A 20,675-nucleotide genomic window follows, 5' to 3' on the forward strand; every position below is an offset into this window, starting at 1 on the left:
CTGGTCGTCACACCGGCTCGTCGCGGCCACGCACGTCGTTGCGGACGGTGGCGGGGACGCGCAGCCGTTCGTCGGCGTAGAGCAGGCGCAGCTCATCCGCGTGCTCGTCGGGCTCGCGGGTGAGTCGGGCCAGCTCGTCGAAGAGCGCCATCCGCTCATCGTCGAGCTTCTCCTCCGGGGCGGGCATCGCGCCCCAGGAGTCCCACGGCAGCAGCTCCACCCCGTGCAGCGCGGCAGCGTCGCGCATAATGTTGCCGGCGATCCACCACCAGCCGCCCTCGTCGGTCAAGCTGAGTCCGAAGACGTCCGGGTCCGCGTGACCGGCCCGGCAGCGGGCCCACGCCTCACCGGCGACCAGGAACCGGCCTCGTGGCACGTCCAGGACGTCGAAGTCGATGCCGAACAACTCCCGCTGGCGCTCGTCGAGCTGGGCGTCGACCATGATCCAGCGCAGTTGCTCGGCATGCCAGTACTCCGCGACCCAGTGGTCCTCGTACCTGCCGTCGAGGAAATAGTCGCCGAAGCCGCAGCGGGCACGGGCCGGCACACCCCGTGCCCGCAGCGCCGTGACCAGCAGCAGCGAGTAGTGCCGGCAGTTGCCGGCCACCCGCTGCTCGGGAGGACGGGGGACGGTCAGTGGCTGGCCGCCCGGAGCGTCGGCGATACGGGCGAGAATCTCGTCGGCGGGTCGCAGGTGCACGGTCTGCCGCTCGTCGTCGGTCAGGGCGACCCCGTACGCGTCGGCGATGTGCTCGTGGATCAGCAGCCCCTGGATCGTCCGGGCGATCTCGGCCGGCTCGGCCGGCACCGCTTCGAGCAGCGGGGCGAACGGCCCGGCGGAGGTCAGCCGGCCCGGCCGGGCGTACCGGGAGAGGTTGGTCCGGTCCTGGTCCACGTGTCACTCCTCGAAGTCGGCGTCCTGCTCGGGCAGGAACGGCGCGGCGCGCGGGTGCGCCCGGCTGGGCGAAGCGAGCATCACAGGATCTGCCGGATGGCGGTGTTCCCGCGATCCGTTCACGCCCTCAGCTCGACAGGCTCGGATCCGGCTCAGGCTCGGACCCCGGCTCCGGCTCGGACCCCGGCTCAGGCTCAGGCTCGGGCCCGGCCCAGGCGAGGCCCGCCTGGGCCGGGTCCGACGCGGCCCGGTCGGTCTCGGGGTCGCGGACGAGCACGTTCAGGACTGGGCGTACACGACGACCGGAACCTCGTCGTTGTCGGCGTCGTCATCCCACCAGGACCGGTACGGCCCGGGGGCGTTCAGGCTCACCGCGCCGGCCTCGCCGCCCGCGGCGGTGATCCGGACACCGAAGTCCACCTGGTAGGTCTCGCCGGCGGCAAAAATCGAGCTGGGCACCGCGCAGCGGTACCAGGCGGCACCGAGCAGCGGCTCACCGCCGTACCAACCGTCCTCCGACTCGTACAGGGCGAAACAGGACGCGGGCACCGACTCCACGGTCACCCCGGCCGGCACCCTCAGGTAGAACGGCGCCACCTCGCCCCCGCCGCTGCGGAAGTCGTCCAGGCTGCCCGCACCGTTGTTGCGCACCCCGGCCCGCAGGACCGCCGAACCGCCGACCGGGCCGACGACCGGCTCCGCCAGAGCGGCCAGGTCCAGGCTGTTCGGCACGTTGTCGACGTAGAAGGACGCCCAGTTGTCGCTCGGATCGATCTCCCTGGTCAGGGTGCGGGCCGTCGTGGACGTGGTCCGGCTGGTCCGCAGCTTCAGCTCGGTGCCGCCCGTTGGACGCTGGTAGCCGAGCTCGGCCGGCAGCGGCGCGGCACCGGCCAGCGGCTCGACGAACTGGTCGAGGCTCTCCCCGGCGTACGCCGAGCTGCCGATCTCGAAGCCGAAGCCGCCCGGAACCTCCATCGTCGTCCCCGGCTGGACCCGCCCGGTGAGGTCGCAGACGACCGAGGTGCGGTGCCCGGTGAGCGGCGCGTACCAGCAGTTGGACCAGGTGGACGGGGTCAGCCCGGAGGAGAGGGTGAAGGTGACCCGGATTCCCCGGCTGGTCCGGTTGCCGAGGTTGGTGAGCCGGATCGGTGCGGCCAACCGGTCGCCGACGGCGGCGCTGTCCACCCGGCCGTCGCCCAGGTTGACCAGATCCGCTCCGTCGCTGACGGAGACCGTCGCCGTCGCCACCGAGGGCTCGGCGTTGTCGGCCAACGCCTGGTAGACGACGCTGCCGCTGTCGCCCCTGGTGGCGCCGTCCGCCGGCCGGAACAGCACCGGGATGCTGCCGGCCTGGAGGCTGGCGGTCGGGTCGACATCCGGCGGGAGCGGGCAGGTGATCTGCGTGCCGGCGGCGGTGCACCAGGAAGGGAACTCGGCGGTGGCGACGCCGGCCAGATCGCTCAGGTCGACCACGACCCGGGGGTTCACCGTGTCCTGCGCGTACACGTAGAGCTGCTTGACCTTGCCCGGAGCCCCGGCGGCCCCGATCACCACGTCGTCCAGCTGGGCCTGGAACCAACCGGACCCGGTCTCGGCGTGGGCCGGAGCCCCGAACGCCACGGCCGAGGCGGCGACCGCCAGCGCCACGGCGGAACGCCCCGCCCGGACGCGCGGACTACGCACAGATCGCATCTGACTCCTTCAACGGAGGGACCCGCGACGGCACATCGGCACCCGGTGCGCCGGCTGGGTCGGGAGTCATGAGCCTAGATGTGGAGTGCGACACCCGATGCCCCGTGCGAGGTGATCCCCGACCGAAAGTCCGCCCGCGCTTGGCAGGCCGGTCGGGCGGTGCGGGAGACTTGCGGGCATGGCGGCTCGTGGCTTCCCGTACACCGATCTGAAGGACTTCCTCGCGGCGCTGGAGCGCGCGGGTGAACTGCGGCGCGTCGGCGTCCCGGTCGACCCGACGCTGGAGATCAGCGAGATCGTCACCCGGACGGTCCGGGACGACGGGCCGGCGCTGCTGTTCGAGCAGCCCACCCGGGGTGAGATGCCGGTGGCGATCAACCTGTTCGGCACCGAGAAGCGCACCGCGATGGCGCTCGGCGTCGAGTCGCTCGACGAGATCGGCAACCGGATCGGCGAGATGCTCAAGCCGGAGCTGCCGGTGGGCCTCTCCGGCATGATGGGCGGCCTGGGCAAGGTCATGCAGCTCACCTCGATGCCGCCGAAGAAGGTCCGGACCGCTCCCTGCCAGCAGGTGGTCTACCGGGGTGGCGACGTCGACCTCAACCGGCTGCCCGGGCTCCAGGTGTGGCCGGGCGACGGCGGGATCTTCCACAACTTCGGGCTGACCCACACCAAGCACCCGGAGACCGGCAAGCGGAACCTGGGCCTGTACCGGCTCCAGCAGCACAGCCACAACACGCTCGGCATGCACTGGCAGATCCACAAGAACTCCACCGCGCACCACGCAGTCGCCGAGCGGCTCGGCCAGCGACTGCCGGTCGCCATCGCCATCGGCTGCGACCCGGTGGTCAGCTACGCCTCCAGCGCGCCGCTGCCGGCCGACATCGACGAGTACCTGTTCGCCGGCTTCCTGCGCGGCGAGCGGGTGGAGATGGTCGACTGCCTGACCGTGCCGTTGCAGGTGCCGGCGCACGCCCAGGTGGTGCTGGAGGGCTACCTGGAGCCGGGCGAGCGGCTGCCGGAGGGCCCGTTCGGCGACCACACCGGCTTCTACACCCCGGTCGAGCCCTTCCCGGTGCTGCACGTCGAGGCGATGACCATGCAGCGCGACCCGGTCTACCACTCGATCGTCACCTCGAAGCCGCCGCAGGAGGACCACGGCCTCGGCAAGGCCACCGAGCGGATCTTCGCGCCGCTGCTGCGGTTCCTGATCCCGGACATCGTCGACTACGACCTGCCGGCCGCCGGTGTCTTCCACAACTGCGCGATCGTGTCGATCCGCAAGCGCTACCCGAAGCACGCCCAGAAGGTGATGAACGCGATCTGGGGCGCACACATGATGTCGCTGACGAAGCTGATCGTGATCGTCGACGAGGACTGCGACGTGCACGACTACCGCGAGGTCGCCTTCCGCGCCTTCGGCAACGTCGACTACGCCCGGGACCTGCTGCTCACCGAGGGCCCGGTGGACCACCTGGACCATTCGTCGTACCAGCAGTTCTGGGGTGGCAAGGCCGGCATCGACGCCACCCGCAAGCTCCCCGAGGAGGGCTACCACCGCGGCTGGCCCGAAGAAATGACCATGGCCCCCGAGGTCGTCTCCCTGGTCGACAAGCGCTGGAAGGAGTACGGCATCTGATGGCCACCCAACCCACCGACCCCCGCGATCTTGCACTTTCGGTCGCTGATTCGTCCGCTTCGCCCAGCTCTGCCCCGACAGAAAGTGCAAGATCGCGGGGGCGGGTGGGGGCGTTTCTGAGGCTCGTGGCGATCGAGCACTCGGTGTTCGCGTTGCCGTTCGCGTATCTGGCGGCGCTGGCGGCGATGTGGGTGGACGGGGGGCGGGTTCGGTGGGTGGATCTGCTCCTGATCACCGTGGCGATGGTGGGGGCGCGGACGTTCGCGATGGCGGCGAACCGGATCCTGGATCGACGGATCGACGCGCGTAATCCGCGTACCGCTAACCGGGAGTTGGTGACCGGGGCGGTGAGCCTGCGGACGGCCTGGACCGGCGCGGGCGTCGCCCTGGTGGTGTTCCTGGCCGCCGCCGCCCTGCTCAACCCGCTCTGCCTGGCGCTCGCGCCGTTGGCCGTGGTGCCGCTGGTGGTCTACCCGTACGGCAAGCGGTTCACCAACTGGCCGCACGCCATCCTGGCCGTCGCGCAGATGGTCGGCCCGGTCGGCGCCTGGCTCGCGGTGACCGGCACCTTCGCCGGCTCCGGACCGGCCTGGCTGCTCGGTGCCGCCGTCGGCCTGTGGATCGGTGGGTTCGATCTGATCTACGCCTGCCAGGACGCCGAGGTCGACCGGGAGATCGGTGTGCACAGCGTGCCCGCCCGCTACGGCCTGCGTTTCGCCCTGCACGCCTCCACCGTCGCGCACGTGGTCACCTTCGCGCTGTTCGGCTGGTTCGGCGTGCTGATCGGCTTCGGCTGGCTCTGGTGGATCGGGCTGGCCCTCACCGCGGTCGCCTTCGGCTACCAGCACCTGGTGGTCACGCCGACCGACCTGAGCCGGGTCAACCGGGCGTTCTTCACCGCAAACGGCTTCGTCGGCATCGCACTGTTCGCCTTCGCCCTGCTCGACCTGGTCGTCCGGCTCGGCCTGCGCGCCTGAGCCGGCCGGCTCGGCCCGAACGCCCGGAGCTGGCCGGCTCGGCCTGCGGGCCGGAACTGGCCGGTACAGGCTGCGGGGCCGGTCACCTGCCCGGCACGGCGTAGCGGGCGCTCTCCATGGTCCAGTCGATGGTGCCGCGTACGGCCCGGGCCACCCCGTCGAGATGGGCGGTGACGGCCGGGTCCAGCGCCGGACCGAACGAGGGCACCGTGGCCCGCAGGCTGACGAAACGGCGCATCGACTCGTGCCAGCGCTGCGCCGCCTGCTCAACGGCGGCGGGCACCGGCACCCGATGTGCCGCGGCCAGCGCCAGCACCAGGTTGTGCCCGCCGGAGCTGGCCGCGTCCCGGTCCAGCGAGGCGATGTCGTTGTACCAGGACAGCAGGTCGTTACCGACGCCGCGAAGCTGACTCAGCCGTGGGTGGTGGTAGACCGGCTCGGGCAGCGGCCGGCCGGTGACGAACTCCACCAGCGGGTACGACACGTACGCCGCCGAGGTCGCCCGGCGCAGCTCGACGTACTCCTCGACGGCGGGCGCATGCCCGGTCGCCTTGTTGACCGCCTCCTGCCAGGTGCCGTCGAGATGATGGGCGACCGCGTCGGCGAAGCGCAGCCGCCAGCGGACGGGCATCCGGCGGTGCGGCTCCCGCCAGGCACTGGCCAGCAGCCGGCGCAGCGGACCGGCCAGACCGGGGTGTCGCAGCCGGGGACCGCCGCGCAGCAGCGCGACCGCGCCGTCGCGCAGGGCCCGGATCTCGTCCAGGCCGATCCGCTCCGGTCCGTCGCAGGCGTCGTCGACCAGGAAGAACCAGGTGAACAGCGCGGTCAGGGTGCGCAGGTCGGCCTCGGTGGCGTCGGGATAGAGCCGCCCCGCGTACCGGGCGAAACCGGCCCGACCCAGCCGCTCCCGCGTCGGCGCGTCCAGCGGCAGCTCGGACACCAGCCACTCCTGCACGTCGTCGGCGTACGGGGAGAGCTGCGGCGCGATCGGGCAGGCGGCACGCAGCGACGGCAGGATGTGGCGGGCGGCGCCGGCCGACGACGAGATGATCTCCACATCCTTCCGGTCGGCCCCCACGGTGCTTTCGTCCCCGGCAGCATGCCAGCTCCCGGTGGCTGCCGCAGACCGGCCGGGCATCGGTGGCGTAACGGCGCAGCCACGACGATCATGGGCACCTCGGACAAGGTTCCCGGGGTGCCCGACCGGCGCCTGCGGTGACCAGGCAGGCTGAGAGCATGCGCGAACCATGGGTGGTCGGGGTGTCCGGGGCATCCGGCACGCCGTACGCGGCCGCGGTCGTCCGCGGGTTGCTCGACGCCGGGGAGCCGGTGGACCTGATCGTCTCCCGGGCCGCCCGGCTGACCGTGCTGGACGAGACCGGACGGCCGTTCCGGGACGCGCACTGGGCCGAGGACCTGGCCGCCTGGCTGGGACGGGACGTCGCCACGGCGGACCTGCGCCACTGGCCGGCCGGTGACCTCGCCGCCGGGCCGAGCAGCGGCTCCTACCCGGTACGCGGGATGGTGGTGGTGCCGGCCAGCACGGCGGCCTGCGCCGGCATCGCGATCGGCCTGTCCAAGGACCTGTTGCAGCGGGCCGCCGAGGTGAACCTCAAGGAACGTCGGCGGGTGGTCGTGGTGCCCCGGGAGACGCCGGTGACCCGCAGCCACCTGGAACACCTGATGGCGCTGCATGACGCCGGTGCGGTGGTGCTGCCGGCCAGCCCCGGCTTCTACGGTGCGGGTGCCGCCGCCTCCGCGGCCCAGCTGGTGGATTTCGTGGCGGGCAAGGTGCTCGACGCCCTCGACGTGCCGCACACCCTGTTCAAGCGGTGGGCCGGGAAATTGAACGCGGACCGGACCTGACGGCCGGTCCGCGCCCCGACCCGCAATTCAGTACATGCCGGCGTTTGCCGGGCCCGCAGGGCCGGTCGAAGCGGTCGGGCCCGCATTACGCGGTCTACCCATCTCGTCCGCCTCGTCCAGCATGCCCTCCCCTTCAAGCAGGGCCCGCACCTCGGATTCCCGAAACCGGCGATGCCCTCCTGGAGTCCGGATGCTCCCGATCCGGCCCGCCGCCGCCCATCGCGTCACAGTTTTCGGGTCCACCCGAAACAGTGCGGCGACTTCACCCGGTGTCAGCAGGCGATCTCCAGTGTCCACAGCCCCCTCCTCGCATCGACGAAGCCCCCGGCTGAACACACTGCCCCCGGCCGGTGCGAGCCCAGAGCCGTCATGAGGGACGTATGGCAATTACAGCACCAGCGACCTGGCGTGTCCGCCAAACGCGAAAAACGCACTGAGTGGGAAGTTAGTAAATGGTACCGGCGTCGCGCCCTCCGAACCCCGGGTATGCGAACTGTCACCCGCTGCCAGATCAAACGGATACCGGAGTCCGGCTGTCCCGCCCCGCCGACTAGGGTCACAGTCCGTGGACGCCATCGACCTCAACCTCGTGGACCTGCTCCGTGGCAATGCCCGCCTGTCGTACGCCGAACTGGCCCGCCAGGTCGGCCTTTCCGCTCCGGCGGTGCACGAACGGGTCGGGAAGCTGGAGTCCGGGGGCGTCATCCGGGCGTACCGCGCCGAGGTCGAGCCGGAGACCATCGGGTTGGGCGTGACCGCGCTGATCGGCATCGTGGAGGACTCCGCGGCGGACACCGACGACGTGCTGGAGGCGTTCCGGGCCATGCCCGAGATCGAGTCCTGCTACTTCATGGCCGGCGTCGAGTCCTTCCTGCTCAAGGCCCGGGTGGGCACCATCGCCGAGCTGGAGCAGCTGATCGTACGGCTGAACCGGACACCCGGGGTCGCCTCCACCCGTACCGGCATCGCCCTGTCGACCAAGTGGGAGAACCGGCCTCAGCCGGTCGCTCCGCCGACGGGCTGAGGCCCGGCACCGCGGTTCGGCTTGCTAGGTTTCCCGGCGTGACTCATCTCGACCGGTGCGACGAGGTCAGCCGGCGGTGGGTGACCGAGGCGATCGCGGCCGTGGAGGCGGACGCGAACCGGTCCGCCGACACCCACCTGCTGCCGTTCCCGCTGCCCCGGCACTGGGGGATCGACCTTTACCTCAAGGACGAGTCGGTGCATCCGACCGGGTCGCTGAAGCACCGACTGGCCCGGTCGTTGTTCCTGTACGGGCTCTGCAACGGCTGGATCGGGCCGGGCACCACGATCATCGAGGCGTCGTCCGGCTCCACGGCGGTCTCCGAGGCGTACTTCGCCCGGATGCTGGGACTGCCCTTCATCGCGGTGATGCCCGCCTCCACCTCGCCCGAGAAGATCGCCCAGATCGAGTTCCAGGGCGGCCGGTGCCATCTGGTCCAGGACCCGGCGAAGGTGGTCATCGAGGCACGCTGGCTCGCCGAGGACTGCGGCGGGCACTACATGGACCAGTTCACCTACGCGGAGCGGGCCACCGACTGGCGGGGCAACAACAACATCGCCGAGTCGATCTACGCGCAGCTCGCCCTGGAACGGCATCCGATACCGGCCTGGATCGTGGTCGGTGCGGGTACCGGCGGCACCAGCGCCACCATCGGCCGGTACGCCCGCTACCGGCGGCTGCCCACCAAGCTCTGCGTGGTCGATCCGGAGAACTCCGCGTTCTACCCGGCCTGGCAGGCGGCCGACTGGTCGGTGCGAACCGGTCGGGGGTCCCGGATCGAGGGAATCGGCCGGCCGACCGTCGAGGCGTCGTTCCTGCCCTCGGTGGTGGACCGGATGATGCAGGTACCCGACGCGGCCTCGCTGGCGGCCATGCGAGCCGCCTCGGCGGTGCTGGGTCGGCGGGTGGGCGGCTCGACCGGCACCAACCTGTGGGGTGCCTTCGGCCTGATCGCCGAACTGCTGGCCGCCGGCCGGACGGGCTCGGTGGTCACCCTGATCTGCGACGCGGGCGACCGGTACGCCGACACCTACTACGCCGACGGGTGGGTGACCGGGCAGGGCCTCGACCTGACCCCGCACCTGGCCACCGTCGACCGCTTCCTGACCGACGGTTCCTGGCCGAGTTGACAGCTCGACCCGAAGCGCCGGTCAGGGGCGTCACTGGAACAGCCGGACGATGAACTGGGCCGCGGTGCCGGCGATCGTGTTCTGCAACACCGGCCCCAATCCGCTACCGACCGCCCGGCCGAGGTTGCCGAAGCGGCCCTTTTCCGCGCCTACGTGAGCGGCGGCGGCTGTTGGGTCGACGACGTTTCCGTGGTTGTCGACGTGTCCTTTCTCCTGAAGTGCGGCAATCAGCTCAATCAGCTCGGACAACGCTGGTCCGACGACTTTGCCGATCTGCACCTGGCCGTCGCGCATGATTATCTGGTCGCCGTGGACATGCTCAGTCACCGCGTGCCACCTTTCCGATCTGGACGCCGCCGCCCATCATGTTGATTTCGTCGCCGAATACCAGTTTCCGGTTGTCGATGTTCTGGACGATCTCCCGGGTCGGCGGGTTCTCGAGAGCGTTCGCGATCAGGTTGACCAGACCCTCGACCATGGCGCGGTCGGTGCTCACGAGCGCCGCACTGGTCGCCCCGTTCGTCTCGACCACGAGCGCGTACTGGGTCGCCTGGCGGGCTAGCCGGATGGCTCGCCAGACGTGATACGCGATCAGACCGAGCACGGCGGCGGCGACCAGGACGAGTGCGAAAACCGGAAGTTCCATCTGCCCGGCGCAGCAGAGCAGCAGTACTCCGCCGGCGAACCAGCCACCGGCTCGGGCGATCGCGCGCCCGATTCCCCGACGGTCCGGCTCGGACACCAACGACCGGACCCGGGCGATGCTGCTGAGCTGATAAACGTCGCCGCCGATCCACAACGTGGCTCGGTTGACTCTTATCTGTGTGACGCCGGAATGCTCCGTCACGTTTGCTCCCCTCCTGTGGTCGCTCGGGGCGTCGGGTCGCCGACCTGGGTGATTCATTTACATCCCGGGTCAGCAGAGATAAGCCGGGTGTGAATTGATTACGCGAACCATACTCCGGCAATCGATACGGTCCCACCCACGGGACTGTCGGGAAAGTGACATCCCTGCAATTGTTGCTTCGTTCTGAGAGAAAATCGGCGCTGTCAATCGCCGAATGGTGGACAACGTTTCTCCGACCGTGGTCGGGCCGTCATCGGATGTGCGCGCAGGCGGCACCGCAAGGCGGGGGTGGTCATCCCGCCTGCGGTTGGATGGGGGCTATCGGTCGACGGCTCGCAGCCGAAGGGCCGGCACGCACGGCGGCCCAACCCCGCGCGGCGGAAGCCTCAGCGGGCCGCCGCGCGCTCGGCCAGCCCCGGGTAACGCAGCACGTAGCCTTCCACGTCCACCTCGACCTCGGCGCTGAAGCCGCCGCTGGCGTACCGGAAGCGGTTCGGGCCCAACCCGGTGTACACCTGCTCGGTGGGGAGCACGGTGAGGCTGGGCAGCAGCACCCAGGCCACGCTTATCGAGCGGGCGGTGTCGGGGGGTGCGGTGGTCAGGCCGAGCCGGCGCAGCGGCAGGGTGTTGAACAGCGGTGAGCCACCCAGATCCACGTCCAGGGCGTCGGCCAGCCGATCCGGGTCCTCCACGCCGGGCAGCCCGGCCGGGGCGTGCCCGGCGGCGGTCAGGACCGCGTCGAGATCGCCCTGCTCGGCGGCGGTCACCCGCCATCGCTGGGTCGCCCGTTCCAGCCGTACGCTGCGCCGCCACCCGGCTCCCTCGACCTCGACCTCGAGCCGCACACTGGCCCAGTCGGCGTCGGTGGTCACCTGGTAGCGGCACGTGTAGGGCACCGGGTCGACGGCCAACTGGGTGCCCTGCGCCGTCAGGCCGTGGCCGTCGTCGACCAGGGCGTGCTCGGCACCGGCGGTGTCCGTACGGGTCCACAGCAGTGACTTCGGCGTGGTCGGCATGAGCCGGACGTTACGCCACCCGGCGGAGCCGGGCAGCGTATGCGCCGAAGATCAGCACCGCGCGCGGAACACGGTCGGTCAGTAGCTGCGAACCCGTGGTCGGCCGCCCGTCCCACGCCGGTCCTCGCTGCGGGGCCGCTCGTGCGTGCTCCGGCCCTCCGACCAACCGTTGCGATCACCGCCGAAGCGGCGCTCGCCGCGCGGGTGGTCGTGGTAACGGCGCTCGCCCGGTGCCTGCTCGGCGAAGCGGCGTTCGCCCCGGTGACCGTGGTCGGCGTACCGGCGCTCGCCGCCAGGCCGGTCGCCGAAGCGACGGGGGCCGCCCGGTCGGCTGCCCCGCCGGGGCTGCGGCTCCGGCTCGTCGCGCACCGGCACGCCGCTCGGCTCCCGTGCCCCGGTCAGCTCGGCCAGCACCGGGTCGCCGACGCGGACCCGGGACTGGGCCGGCTCCACACCGGCCTTCTCCAGCATCGCCAGGGTGGTGCGGCGTTGCTTCGGCAGCACCAGGGTGGCCACCGCGCCGGTCTCACCGGCCCGGGCGGTACGCCCCGCGCGGTGCAGGTAGTCCTTCGGGTCCTTGGGCGGGTCGACGTGCAGCACCAGGGAGACCCCGTCGACGTGGATGCCTCGCGCCGCGACGTCGGTGGCGACCAGGACGTTGGTGCGTCCCTCGCGGAACTCCGCCAGGGTGCGGGTGCGCATCCGCTGGGTCTTGCCCCCGTGCAGCCCACCGGCCCGGACGCCCACCGCGGCGAGCTGGGTGACCAGCCGGTCCACGCCCAACTGGGTACGGGCGAACACGATGGTCCGGCCCGCCCGCGCGGCGATCGACGCGGTGACCGGGAACTTCTCCTGCGGCGGAATGAGCAGCAGGTGATGGTCCATCGTGGACACGGCAGCGGTCGGCGGTGCGGTCGAGTGGGTGACCGGGTCGGTCATGAACCGCCGCACCAGCGCGTCGACGTCACCGTCGAGAGTGGCCGAGAAGAGCAGTCGCTGCGCGTCCGCCGGTGTCTTCGCCAACAACTCGGTGACCTCGGGCAGGAAACCCATGTCGGCCATCTGGTCGGCCTCGTCGAGCACGGTGATCTCGACGTCGTCGAGCTGGCAGACACCACGGTCGATCAGGTCGGCGAGCCGACCCGGGGTGGCCACCACCACCTCGACGCCGCGCCGCAGGGCATCGATCTGCCGGTCGTACGGCACCCCGCCGACGGCGGTCTTGAGGAACACGCCGACGGCCTTGCCCAGCGGCAGCAGCGCGTCGTTGACCTGCATGGCCAGTTCCCGGGTGGGCACCAGCACGAGCGCCCGGGGATGCCGGGGGCGGGCCCGCTCACCGGCGGCGATCCGGGCCAGCAACGGCAGCCCGAAGGCGAGGGTCTTGCCGGAGCCGGTCTGCCCCCGGCCCAGCACGTCGCGTCCGGCGAGCGCGTCCGGCACGGTGGCCTGTTGGATCTCGAACGGAGTGGTGATGCCCTGTCGGTCCAGGGCCCGGACCAACTGCCGGGGAAGGCCGAGCGAGTCGAAGGTGACCGGGGCGGTCGAGCCGGCCGGTTGCGGCGCGGCGGGGAGGTCGGCGGAGATCGGGGGCATGCCGAGTTCAGCGGAGGTGGTCAAGAAATGCCTTTCGAGCGGGGCGCATCTTCGCGATGTCCCGCTGCGGCCGTGGCCGCCGGATCTTCCGCAAGATCGCCCATGGGCGCGTGGTCACGCGCCAGGTCAATGATCAGCGACAAGTGTACGGCGGCCGGCGCGTGCCTGCTTGCGACCGGAGCCGGGTAGTGGGCGGACTCACCAACGATCCACAAGCCGTCGGTCGTCTGCCAGGCCACCGCTCGCGCTGGGCAGCGCGTCGTTCGCGAACAGCACCACGAGGACGCTGATCGCCACCAGCACCCCCAGCGCGACCGCCATCAGGATCACGACCCGGAGGGTGCCGCGGGACCGCTCGGCCGCCGTGTCCGCCCAACCCTGGGCCAGGATGTGCCCGGTCAACGAGCCGGAGGTCTCCTGGTCACCGGTCGGGAACGCCACCGTCGCCGAACTCTCGAGTCCGGCGTAGTACGCGCTCAGGTCGGAACCGCCGGGACGCTGTGCCGGCACTGGCCCGGCCGGCCGCTGCGGGCGTTCCGCCTCGGCCGGTCGGTACGCCTGGTCCGCTTCGCCCGACCGGTGGGTGGGCTCCGCTTCGCCCGACCGGCCGCCTGGCGGCGAACCGGTCGCGGGCGTCCCGACCCACGCGGGGGTCTCGGACAGGCTGCTCGGGGTTCGCGTCGCACCCGGATCCGCGCCCGACGGACCCACCGCCGCCAGCGACCCGACGGAGCCCGCGAGCGACCCGGCGGAGCCCGGGCGCAGCCCTGGACGGGACGAAGGCCGGGGCGCGGCCCCGGGTGAGCTGGGCGCGGGCTCGTCACGGCGGCCGGCGGGATTCGTCGGCGGCGGCCAGACGGGCAGCGCCGGCGCCGGCACGACCGGCGCCCCGTCGGCCTCGCGAGGTCCGGCGGGCGGAACACTTCGGGAACCAGCGGCGGACGGCGTGGGTCGGGTGGTCTCGACGGACGGTGTCGCGCGGGTCGGGTCGGCGGTCGCCGGTGCGACCCCGACGACGTCGGCGGTGGCCGGTGGGGGCGGGAACGGCGGTGCCGGCAGCGGACCCGGTGGCGGCGGTGGTGCCGGCACGGGCGGACCGGGCGGCGGTGTCGGCGGGCCCGGCACCGGTGGTGCGGGACGGGGGGTGGGCGACGGAACCGGGGCCGGTCCGGGCGGGTACGGACCGGGCGTCGGCGGCGCCGGTGCTGGCGAGGGCGGTGCCGGCGATGGTGGAGTCGGTCCAGGTGGAATCGGGCCGGGCACCGGGGGATGGGGTGCCGGTTCCGGCTCGGGCGCCGGTGGCGTGGGCGGCTCGGCCGGCTCGGGCGGCCGGGCGGGCTCCGGTGGTTGGACCGGCTCCGGCCCGGCTGGAGGGGCCACCTGAGCCGGAGGGACCACCTGAGCCGGAGGGGCCACCTGAGCCGGAGGGGCCACCTGAGCCGGTCCGGCCACCTTGGCAGGAGTCGCCACCTGAGCCGGAGTGGAGCGATAGACACCTGGTGCCTTGCCGCCGCCTCCGGCCGACTGCGCCTCGTCCACGCTCACGGGGCTGAGGTTGGGCACCCGAACGCTGGCCCGTGCCGCTTTCGGTGCGGCCGGCTGCTGGCGCGGCTCGCTCGTGCCCACCGGTCCGGCGGCGGCCCGGTACGTGGTGCCCCCGCCGGTCATGGCCGGTCCGGAGCCTTCCGGTGGCTGCCCATGAGGCACGTCGCCGGCTGCCGTCACCCTGGCGACGCCCGCCCGGCCTCGGGCCGGAACCGCCGACTGGCCGGCGACGTCCGGGGCCGGACGCGAGGTGGGTGGTTGCGCGACCGGGGGTTGGGCCGGTTCATCGGTCGCCGGGTCCGGGGCGCTGCCGGTGGCCGGCCCCGCCGGAACCTCTTGCTCCGTCATCGTCGCCTCCGCGCCACGCTCGCCACCGACCCGTACCGCCGGACCGGGAGTGCCTGAGTGACACCGTGCCACATTCCACCCGTGCGGCACACCCGGAGTGGGTACCGCGTCGCGGTGTCATCGACCGCCGGGCAGCCTGGATATCGACCGAGACTTATCGCTGCGGGCGTCGCGGAGTCGGCAGTGCGGGATGTCGGGTCAGGTCACCGTCCGCCGACCGTGGACGGGCTGGCCGAGGCGCTGTCCTCCGGTGCGGCGCTGTCCTCCGGTGCCGCGCTGCTCGCCGCGGTCGTCGGGTCGGCCTTGGCGGCAGCCGTGGTCGGCGCGACGCTGCTGGCTTCCAGGGTCGGTGCGGTGGTCTCGGACGCGGAGTCCGTCGCCGACGGGGTGGTGGTCGCCGACCGGGTCGTCGACGGGGTGGTGGTCGCCGAGGAGGTTGCCGACGGTGTGGTCGAGCCCGTCGGGGTCGGTGACGGCGACGTGCTGCCTGACGGAGTGGGCGAGGGAGTCGGCGTCTTGGTCGGCTTCGGCGTCTTGGTCGGCTTGGGCGTGGGCTTCGGTGTCGGCTTGGGCTCGGGGGTCGGCGGTTGCGACGGGGTCGGCGTGGTCGTCGGTGCCGGCACCGCGCCCACCACCCGGGTCGCGGCGTAGAGCCGGGACCACCGGACCGTAGAGATCTTCACCACGTCACCGGTGGTCGGCGCGTGGATCATCTTGCCGCCGCCGATGTACATCCCCACGTGGTGGATGCTGCGCCAACTGCTGCCCGAGGCGAAGAAGAGCAGGTCACCGGGGAGCAGGGCGGTGCGGGGCACGGTCCGCGAGCTGGTCGCGCGGTACTGGTCCCGGGAAACCCGGGGCAGTTGGCGGTAACCCGCCGACCGGTACGCCGCCCACATCAGGCCCGAGCAGTCGAACGAGTTCGGCCCCTCGGCAGCCCAGACGTACGGGTCACCGAGCTGCTTGCGGGCGTACGCGACGGCGGCCTTCGCCGTGGGATGGGCGGCCAGCCCGCCGGCGGACTGGTCGACGTAGTCGGCACCGAGCTGCTGCTCGGCGGCCTCCTGCTGGCGGGCCAGCTCGACCAGCTGCGCGGAGTTCTCGTCGCGCAGCTTGATCAGCTCTGCCTCGGCGTCGCGCAGTGCCTGCTGGGTGGCGGTGTACTGCTGCTGAACGCCCTCAAGGCGCGACTTGGCGGCCGTGTACGCCTGGGTCGCCACCTGCTCGTCGGCCCGGGCGCGCGCCATCCTGCCGGCGGCCGGGCCGGTGTCGTGCCCGACCTTCTCTCCCCGGTTGGCCCGACTGAGCAGATCCAGGTCACGCAGGTCGGTGGCGAAACCGCCGGAGGGCAGCGCGGCCGCCGCCTTCATCGCCTCGGCGGCGGCCTGGTCGGCACCCTGCTGAGCCTGCTGGACCGCCCCCCGGGCGAACTCAAGATCACGCTCGGCGGTGCGGAACTGGACCTGCACCTCGTTGCGCTGCTGTTCGAGTTCGAGGAGTCGGGTGCCCAACTCGGCGACCCGTGCCTCGGCAGCCGTGATCCGGTTCTCCAGCGCGCTGGCACCGGGAGCGCCGAGCGTCGGTGGCGTCAGGCCCGGGGTGGTACCGGCGGGCATGCCGGGTAGTTGGAGGGGACCGGTCACCGTGGGCCGGGAACCCGTGTCGGGCACCGTGACGGGTATGCCGGGCTCGGCGTACGCCGGTGCGGCGAGGACCGTGCTGGCGACCGCGGCGAGCAGGGCGGACCAGAGGGCCGGACGTAGCACCGGTGAGACCACCGGACCTCGTCGCCGCTGCCGTCCGTCCGCGCTGTCGATCATTCCGCTCCCCGTCCGGCGTAGCTGTGCCACGCCCGGTCGGCGCGGCGGTTCGGGACGCTACCAGTGTGTGTCGTGCCCCACCCTGTCTTACCTCACCCGGTGCACTGATGTCGATGTCTGGCCGGATAACGGGAGGCTGAGAGTCTGCTGCCAACGACCACGGTGTGAGTTGTCAGCGCGGCCGACGTAGGCTCGGGTGGCGACCGCGCTCGGGTCGTGACCGCAGGTGGAAGGGGACGGGGCTTTCGATGGACGCCGGACTCAAGCGCGAGCTAGAAGCGAAGGTGTACGCGGGGGAGCGGCTGACCCGTGAGGACGGGATCGCCCTCTACGCCAGCGACGACCTGACCTGGTTGGGGCGGCTGGCCCACCACAGGCGCACCGAGATGAACGGCGACCGGGTGATGTTCAACGTCAACCGGCACCTGAATCTCACGAACGTGTGCAGCGCGAGCTGCGCGTACTGCTCCTTCCAGCGCAAGCCGGGGGAGAAGGACGCGTACACGATGCGCATCGACGAGGCGGTCCGTAAGGCCAAGGAGATGGAGGACGAGCAGCTCACCGAGTTGCACATCGTCAACGGCCTGCACCCGACGCTGCCCTGGCGCTACTACCCCAAGGTGCTGCGCGAGCTGAAGGCCGCGCTGCCGAACGTGAAGCTCAAGGCGTTCACCGCGACCGAGGTGCAGTGGTTCGAGAAGATCAGCGGACTGGGTGCGGACGAGATCCTCGACGAGCTGATGGACGCTGGCCTGGAGTCGCTCACCGGCGGCGGCGCGGAGATCTTCGACTGGGAGATCCGTCAGCACATCGTCGACCACGCCTGTCACTGGGAGGACTGGTCCCGGATCCACCGGCTGGCGCACAGCAAGGGCATGAAGACGCCGTCGACGATGCTCTACGGCCACATCGAGGAGCCCCGGCACCGGGTCGACCACGTACTGCGGCTGCGCGAGTTGCAGGACGAGACCGGCGGCTTCCTGGTCTTCATCCCGCTTCGCTACCAGCACGACTTCGTCGACTCGGCGGACGGCAAGATCCGTAACCGGATCCAGGCCCGCACCACGATGGCCTCTCCGGCCGAGTCGCTGAAGACCTTCGCGGTCTCCCGGCTGCTGTTCGACAACGTCCCGCACGTCAAGTGCTTCTGGGTGATGCACGGCCTGTCGGTGGCCCAGCTCTCGCTCAACTTCGGTGTCGACGACCTGGACGGCTCGGTCGTGGAATACAAGATCACGCACGACGCCGACTCGTACGGGACGCCGAACACCATGCACCGCGACGACCTGCTGCACCTCATCTGGGACGCCGGGTTCCGGCCGGTCGAGCGCAACACCCGCTACGAGGTGGTCCGCGAGTACGACGCCGCTCCCACGCTTGCCGAACGCCGGGCCGAGCCGCAGCAGGTCTGGGCCTGACCCGACGCGTACCCTGGCACGACGATGACCGAGCAGCAGAGCGCGTTCCCCCGCCGGGATGCCGAGGGGCGGATCCGGACCCTGGGCGACCTGGTGGGGGTGGGGCTTGCCGGGGTGGTCATCGGGCTGCTGGTACTGGTGCTCTTCGACGTGGCCTTCGCCTGGTTCGGTGCCGGTGAGTTCGGCCAGGCCAACGGCTGGCTCGCCGTGATCCTGCCCGCCTGGCTGTTCTGGGAGGACTTCCGGGCCTGGGGTTTCGGTGCCCCCCGGGTGGTGGCCGCGCTGGTGGCCGTGGGGACGGCGGTGGTCTCCGGGCTGCTGGTGGCCGGTCTGGCGACGCCGCTGCCGGCACTGCTGTCCGGTGTGCTCGCGGCGACCACGTTCACCGTGGTGTACGCGACGATCTGGTTTCCCGGCGTGCGCTGGCTGGCCAACCGGACCGGCTGAGACGAAGTGATGAGCGAGCGGAGCGAACGAACGTGAGTGCGGCGGTCAAGTACACGCTGGGCCGGATCGGTCTGTTCGTGGTCGTGGTGGCGGCCCTCTGGCCGGTCGACATGGACATCTTCCTCAAGTTGATCCTGGCGCTGCTGTTCTCCGCCGCCCTCTCGTTCTTCCTGCTGAAGGGCTGGCGTGACGAGATGGCCGAGGAGATGGCCGCCGCCGCCGAGCGTCGCCGGGTGGAGAAGGAGCGGCTGCGGTCGGCGCTGGCCGGCGACGACCAGGCCGACGGTGCGCCGGGTGACCGGCCCACCGAGGAGAAGGGCTGACGCGTCCGGCAGTCCGGCGTTCGCCTGTGTGCTGTGCCGGTCGGCGGAACCATGTCGCCGGCATGAGGATCAGGCTGGGATGGACCAAACAACGATCAATGTTGATATGACCATGTGACCGGTGGTGGGCTGTCCGCTACCGAGCGGGGGATCCCCGCGCCTCCAGGAGGTTGTCCATGGCCTTCCGTTCAATCCCCGTCCGCCGTGCCCTGGCGCTCATCGTCGCCGCCGGGCTCGGCCTGCTCACCATCGCCGCGCCACCGGTCTCCGCCGAGCCGGCGCCCAACCGGGACGAACAACCGGCCGCCGTGCCCTACCGGGTGCTCGGCCCGAAGACCCTCGCCGATCGCAACGCGGTCGCCCGTACCGGCGCCGCCATCGACTACTCCGAGCACGGGGTGCTGCACGTCTCGGCCACCCGGGCCGAGGCCGCCGCCATCACCCGGCTCGGGTTCCGGCTGGAGGCGATCGCCGCGCTGCCCACCGACCGGGGGCAGGCCGACGGCGACATCGGGATCCTCGGCTTCCCGTCGGCCGACTCCAACTACCACGACTACCCGGAGATGATCGCGGCGGTCAACAAGGTGGTGGCCGACCATCCCACGATCGCGCGGAAGATCAGCATCGGCAGCTCGTACGAGGGCCGTGACCTGGTCGCGGTGAAGATCTCCGACAACGTCGCCTCCGACGAGAACGAGCCGGAGATCCTGTTCAACGCCCAGCAGCACGCCCGCGAGCACCTCACCGTCGAGATGGCGCTCTACCTGTTGAACCTCTTCACCGACAACTACGGCTCCGACTCCCGGATCACCAGCCTGGTGAACAACCGGGAGATCTGGGTCGTGCCGTCGGTCAACCCGGACGGCAGCGAGTACGACATCGCCACCGGCTCCTACCGGTCGTGGCGCAAGAACCGCCAACCCAACAGCGGATCGTCGTACGTGGGCACCGACCTGAACCGGAACTGGAGCTACAACTTCGGGTGCTGCGGCGGCTCGTCCGGCTCCACCTCATCGGACACCTACCGGGGTCCGTCGGCGTTCTCCGCGCCCGAGACGCAGGCGCTACGCAACTTCGTCAACAGCCGGGTCGTCGGCGGGACGCAGCAGATCAAGGCCAACATCGACTTCCACACCTACTCCGAGCTGGTGCTCTGGCCGTACGGCTACACGACCAGCAACACCGCGACCGGGATGAACGCCGACCAGTACAACACCTTCGCCACCATCGGCCAGCAGATGGCGGCGACGAACGGATTCACCCCGCAGCAGTCCAGCGACCTGTACATCACCGACGGCAGCAGCATCGACTGGATGTGGGCGGAGCACGGTATCTGGGCGTACACCTTCGAGCTGTATCCGGGCGGTGCCTCCGGCGGCGGCTTCTACCCGCCCGACGAGGTCATCCCGCAACAGACCTCGCGCAACCGCGAGGCGGTGCTGATCCTTTCCGAGTACGCCGACTGCCCGTACCGGGCCATCGGGAAGCAGGCGCAGTACTGCGGCAGCGGCGGTGGGGGGACCACGGTCTGGTCGGACACCTTCGAGACCGCGACCGGCTGGACGATCAACCCCAACGGCACCGACAGCGCGACCACCGGGCAGTGGGAGCGCGGTGCCGCGCAGGCCACCACCTCCAGCGGAGCCAAGCAGCTCACCCCGTACGCGGGCAGCAACGACCTGGTCACCGGCCGGCTCGCCGGCAGCGGTGCGGGTGACTACGACATCGACGGCGGGGTGACGAGCGCCCGCTCGCCGGCTGTCGCACTGCCGTCCAGCGGCACGTTGACCCTGTCGCTGGCCTGGTACCTGGCACACGGTTCGAACTCGTCGTCGGCGGACTACTTCCGGGTCAGCGTGGTGCACAACGGCGGCACCACGGCGCTGCTCACCCAGGCCGGTGCGGCCAGCAACCGTAACGGTGCCTGGACCGTGTCGAACCTCAACCTCACCCCGTACGCCGGCCAGTCCGTGCGGATCCTGGTCGAGGCCGCGGACACCTCGACCGCCAGCCTCGTCGAGGCGGCTGTGGACAACGTCACCATCACCGCCTCCTGAGAGCGGACGGGGCCCCGCCACCCCCCTCGCGCGGG

At 71.4% G+C, this 20,675-nt stretch carries 19 protein-coding genes; 9 read left to right on the forward strand and 10 right to left on the reverse strand.

What is annotated here, in order from left to right; all coding sequences use genetic code 11:
* Positions 1–7 precede the first annotated feature (7 nt).
* A complete protein-coding gene (locus V5O40_RS12380) occupies positions 8–895 on the reverse strand; it encodes a transglutaminase-like domain-containing protein (protein ID WP_332905565.1) in 888 nt (295 codons plus the stop codon).
* A gap of 279 nt (positions 896–1,174) precedes the next feature.
* Positions 1,175–2,587, reverse strand: coding sequence for a hypothetical protein (locus V5O40_RS12385; RefSeq protein WP_332905566.1), 1,413 nt, complete (start codon positions 2,585–2,587; stop codon positions 1,175–1,177).
* A gap of 178 nt (positions 2,588–2,765) precedes the next feature.
* Here V5O40_RS12385 and V5O40_RS12390 point away from each other — a divergent pair, with 178 nt between their 5' ends.
* Positions 2,766–4,226 (forward strand): menaquinone biosynthesis decarboxylase, encoded by a 1,461-nt coding sequence (locus tag V5O40_RS12390; RefSeq protein WP_332905567.1) that lies wholly within the window; start codon positions 2,766–2,768, stop codon positions 4,224–4,226.
* Positions 4,226–5,203: a menaquinone biosynthesis prenyltransferase MqnP gene (gene mqnP / locus V5O40_RS12395; RefSeq protein WP_332905568.1), complete on the forward strand. Its 978-nt coding sequence runs from the start codon at positions 4,226–4,228 to the stop codon at positions 5,201–5,203. The genes V5O40_RS12390 and mqnP overlap by 1 nt, the downstream gene beginning before the upstream one ends.
* 82 nt (positions 5,204–5,285) lie before the next feature.
* On the opposite strand, the gene V5O40_RS12400 is transcribed toward mqnP, so the two are convergent.
* Positions 5,286–6,281, reverse strand: coding sequence for a terpene synthase family protein (locus tag V5O40_RS12400; RefSeq protein WP_332905569.1), 996 nt, complete (start codon positions 6,279–6,281; stop codon positions 5,286–5,288).
* Between the two features lie 158 nt (positions 6,282–6,439).
* Here V5O40_RS12400 and V5O40_RS12405 point away from each other — a divergent pair, with 158 nt between their 5' ends.
* On the forward strand, positions 6,440–7,069 hold the full coding sequence (locus tag V5O40_RS12405) for a UbiX family flavin prenyltransferase (protein WP_332905570.1): 630 nt from the start codon (positions 6,440–6,442) through the stop codon (positions 7,067–7,069).
* Between the two features lie 27 nt (positions 7,070–7,096).
* Here the strand turns inward: V5O40_RS12405 and V5O40_RS12410 are convergent, their stop codons facing one another.
* Complete coding sequence (locus tag V5O40_RS12410; RefSeq protein ID WP_099847941.1) at positions 7,097–7,366, reverse strand: BldC family transcriptional regulator; 270 nt, start codon at positions 7,364–7,366, stop codon at positions 7,097–7,099.
* Between the two features lie 268 nt (positions 7,367–7,634).
* On the opposite strand from V5O40_RS12410, the gene V5O40_RS12415 reads away from it, so the two are divergent.
* Together V5O40_RS12415 and cds1 are read left to right on the forward strand one after the other, a co-directional pair.
* Positions 7,635–8,093 carry an Lrp/AsnC family transcriptional regulator gene (locus tag V5O40_RS12415; RefSeq protein WP_332905571.1) on the forward strand — a complete coding sequence of 153 codons (459 nt, stop codon included), beginning with the start codon at positions 7,635–7,637 and terminating at the stop codon, positions 8,091–8,093.
* Positions 8,094–8,131: 38 nt separating this feature from the next.
* A complete protein-coding gene (gene cds1, locus V5O40_RS12420) occupies positions 8,132–9,223 on the forward strand; it encodes an L-cysteine desulfhydrase Cds1 (RefSeq protein ID WP_332905572.1) in 1,092 nt (363 codons plus the stop codon).
* A 30-nt stretch (positions 9,224–9,253) separates the two neighbouring features.
* Here cds1 and V5O40_RS12425 read toward each other — a convergent pair whose 3' ends face one another.
* From V5O40_RS12425 to V5O40_RS12450, 6 genes are all read right to left on the reverse strand, one after another.
* Positions 9,254–9,550, reverse strand: coding sequence for a hypothetical protein (locus V5O40_RS12425; RefSeq protein WP_332905573.1), 297 nt, complete (start codon positions 9,548–9,550; stop codon positions 9,254–9,256).
* Positions 9,543–10,070, reverse strand: coding sequence for a DUF6232 family protein (locus V5O40_RS12430; protein ID WP_332905574.1), 528 nt, complete (start codon positions 10,068–10,070; stop codon positions 9,543–9,545). Before V5O40_RS12430 ends, V5O40_RS12425 begins: the two co-directional genes overlap by 8 nt.
* A 386-nt stretch (positions 10,071–10,456) precedes the next feature.
* Positions 10,457–11,086, reverse strand: coding sequence for a putative glycolipid-binding domain-containing protein (locus V5O40_RS12435; RefSeq protein ID WP_332905575.1), 630 nt, complete (start codon positions 11,084–11,086; stop codon positions 10,457–10,459).
* Positions 11,087–11,164: 78 nt separating this feature from the next.
* The gene (locus tag V5O40_RS12440; RefSeq protein ID WP_332905576.1) at positions 11,165–12,706 is read right to left on the reverse strand and encodes a DEAD/DEAH box helicase; all 1,542 of its coding nucleotides are present in this window, start codon (positions 12,704–12,706) and stop codon (positions 11,165–11,167) included.
* 174 nt (positions 12,707–12,880) lie between these two features.
* Positions 12,881–13,123 (reverse strand): hypothetical protein, encoded by a 243-nt coding sequence (locus tag V5O40_RS12445; protein ID WP_332905577.1) that lies wholly within the window; start codon positions 13,121–13,123, stop codon positions 12,881–12,883.
* Positions 13,124–14,778: 1,655 nt separating this feature from the next.
* Positions 14,779–16,395 carry a C40 family peptidase gene (locus tag V5O40_RS12450; protein WP_332905578.1) on the reverse strand — a complete coding sequence of 539 codons (1,617 nt, stop codon included), beginning with the start codon at positions 16,393–16,395 and terminating at the stop codon, positions 14,779–14,781.
* Positions 16,396–16,643: 248 nt separating this feature from the next.
* Between V5O40_RS12450 and mqnE the strand changes: the two genes are divergently transcribed.
* The 4 genes from mqnE to V5O40_RS12470 all read left to right on the forward strand — a co-directional run bounded on the left by mqnE (position 16,644) and on the right by V5O40_RS12470 (position 20,640).
* Positions 16,644–17,813, forward strand: coding sequence for an aminofutalosine synthase MqnE (gene mqnE, locus V5O40_RS12455; RefSeq protein WP_164446534.1), 1,170 nt, complete (start codon positions 16,644–16,646; stop codon positions 17,811–17,813).
* Between the two features lie 24 nt (positions 17,814–17,837).
* On the forward strand, positions 17,838–18,260 hold the full coding sequence (locus V5O40_RS12460; RefSeq protein WP_332905579.1) for a hypothetical protein: 423 nt from the start codon (positions 17,838–17,840) through the stop codon (positions 18,258–18,260).
* A gap of 32 nt (positions 18,261–18,292) precedes the next feature.
* Complete coding sequence (locus tag V5O40_RS12465; RefSeq protein ID WP_332905580.1) at positions 18,293–18,583, forward strand: DUF4229 domain-containing protein; 291 nt, start codon at positions 18,293–18,295, stop codon at positions 18,581–18,583.
* Between the two features lie 176 nt (positions 18,584–18,759).
* Positions 18,760–20,640 (forward strand): M14 family zinc carboxypeptidase, encoded by a 1,881-nt coding sequence (locus V5O40_RS12470; protein ID WP_164446529.1) that lies wholly within the window; start codon positions 18,760–18,762, stop codon positions 20,638–20,640.
* Positions 20,641–20,675: the final 35 nt, after the last annotated feature.

Origin of the sequence: Micromonospora palythoicola (assembly GCF_036689795.1) — a bacterium.
In the GTDB taxonomy this organism is placed as follows: domain Bacteria; phylum Actinomycetota; class Actinomycetes; order Mycobacteriales; family Micromonosporaceae; genus Micromonospora; species Micromonospora palythoicola.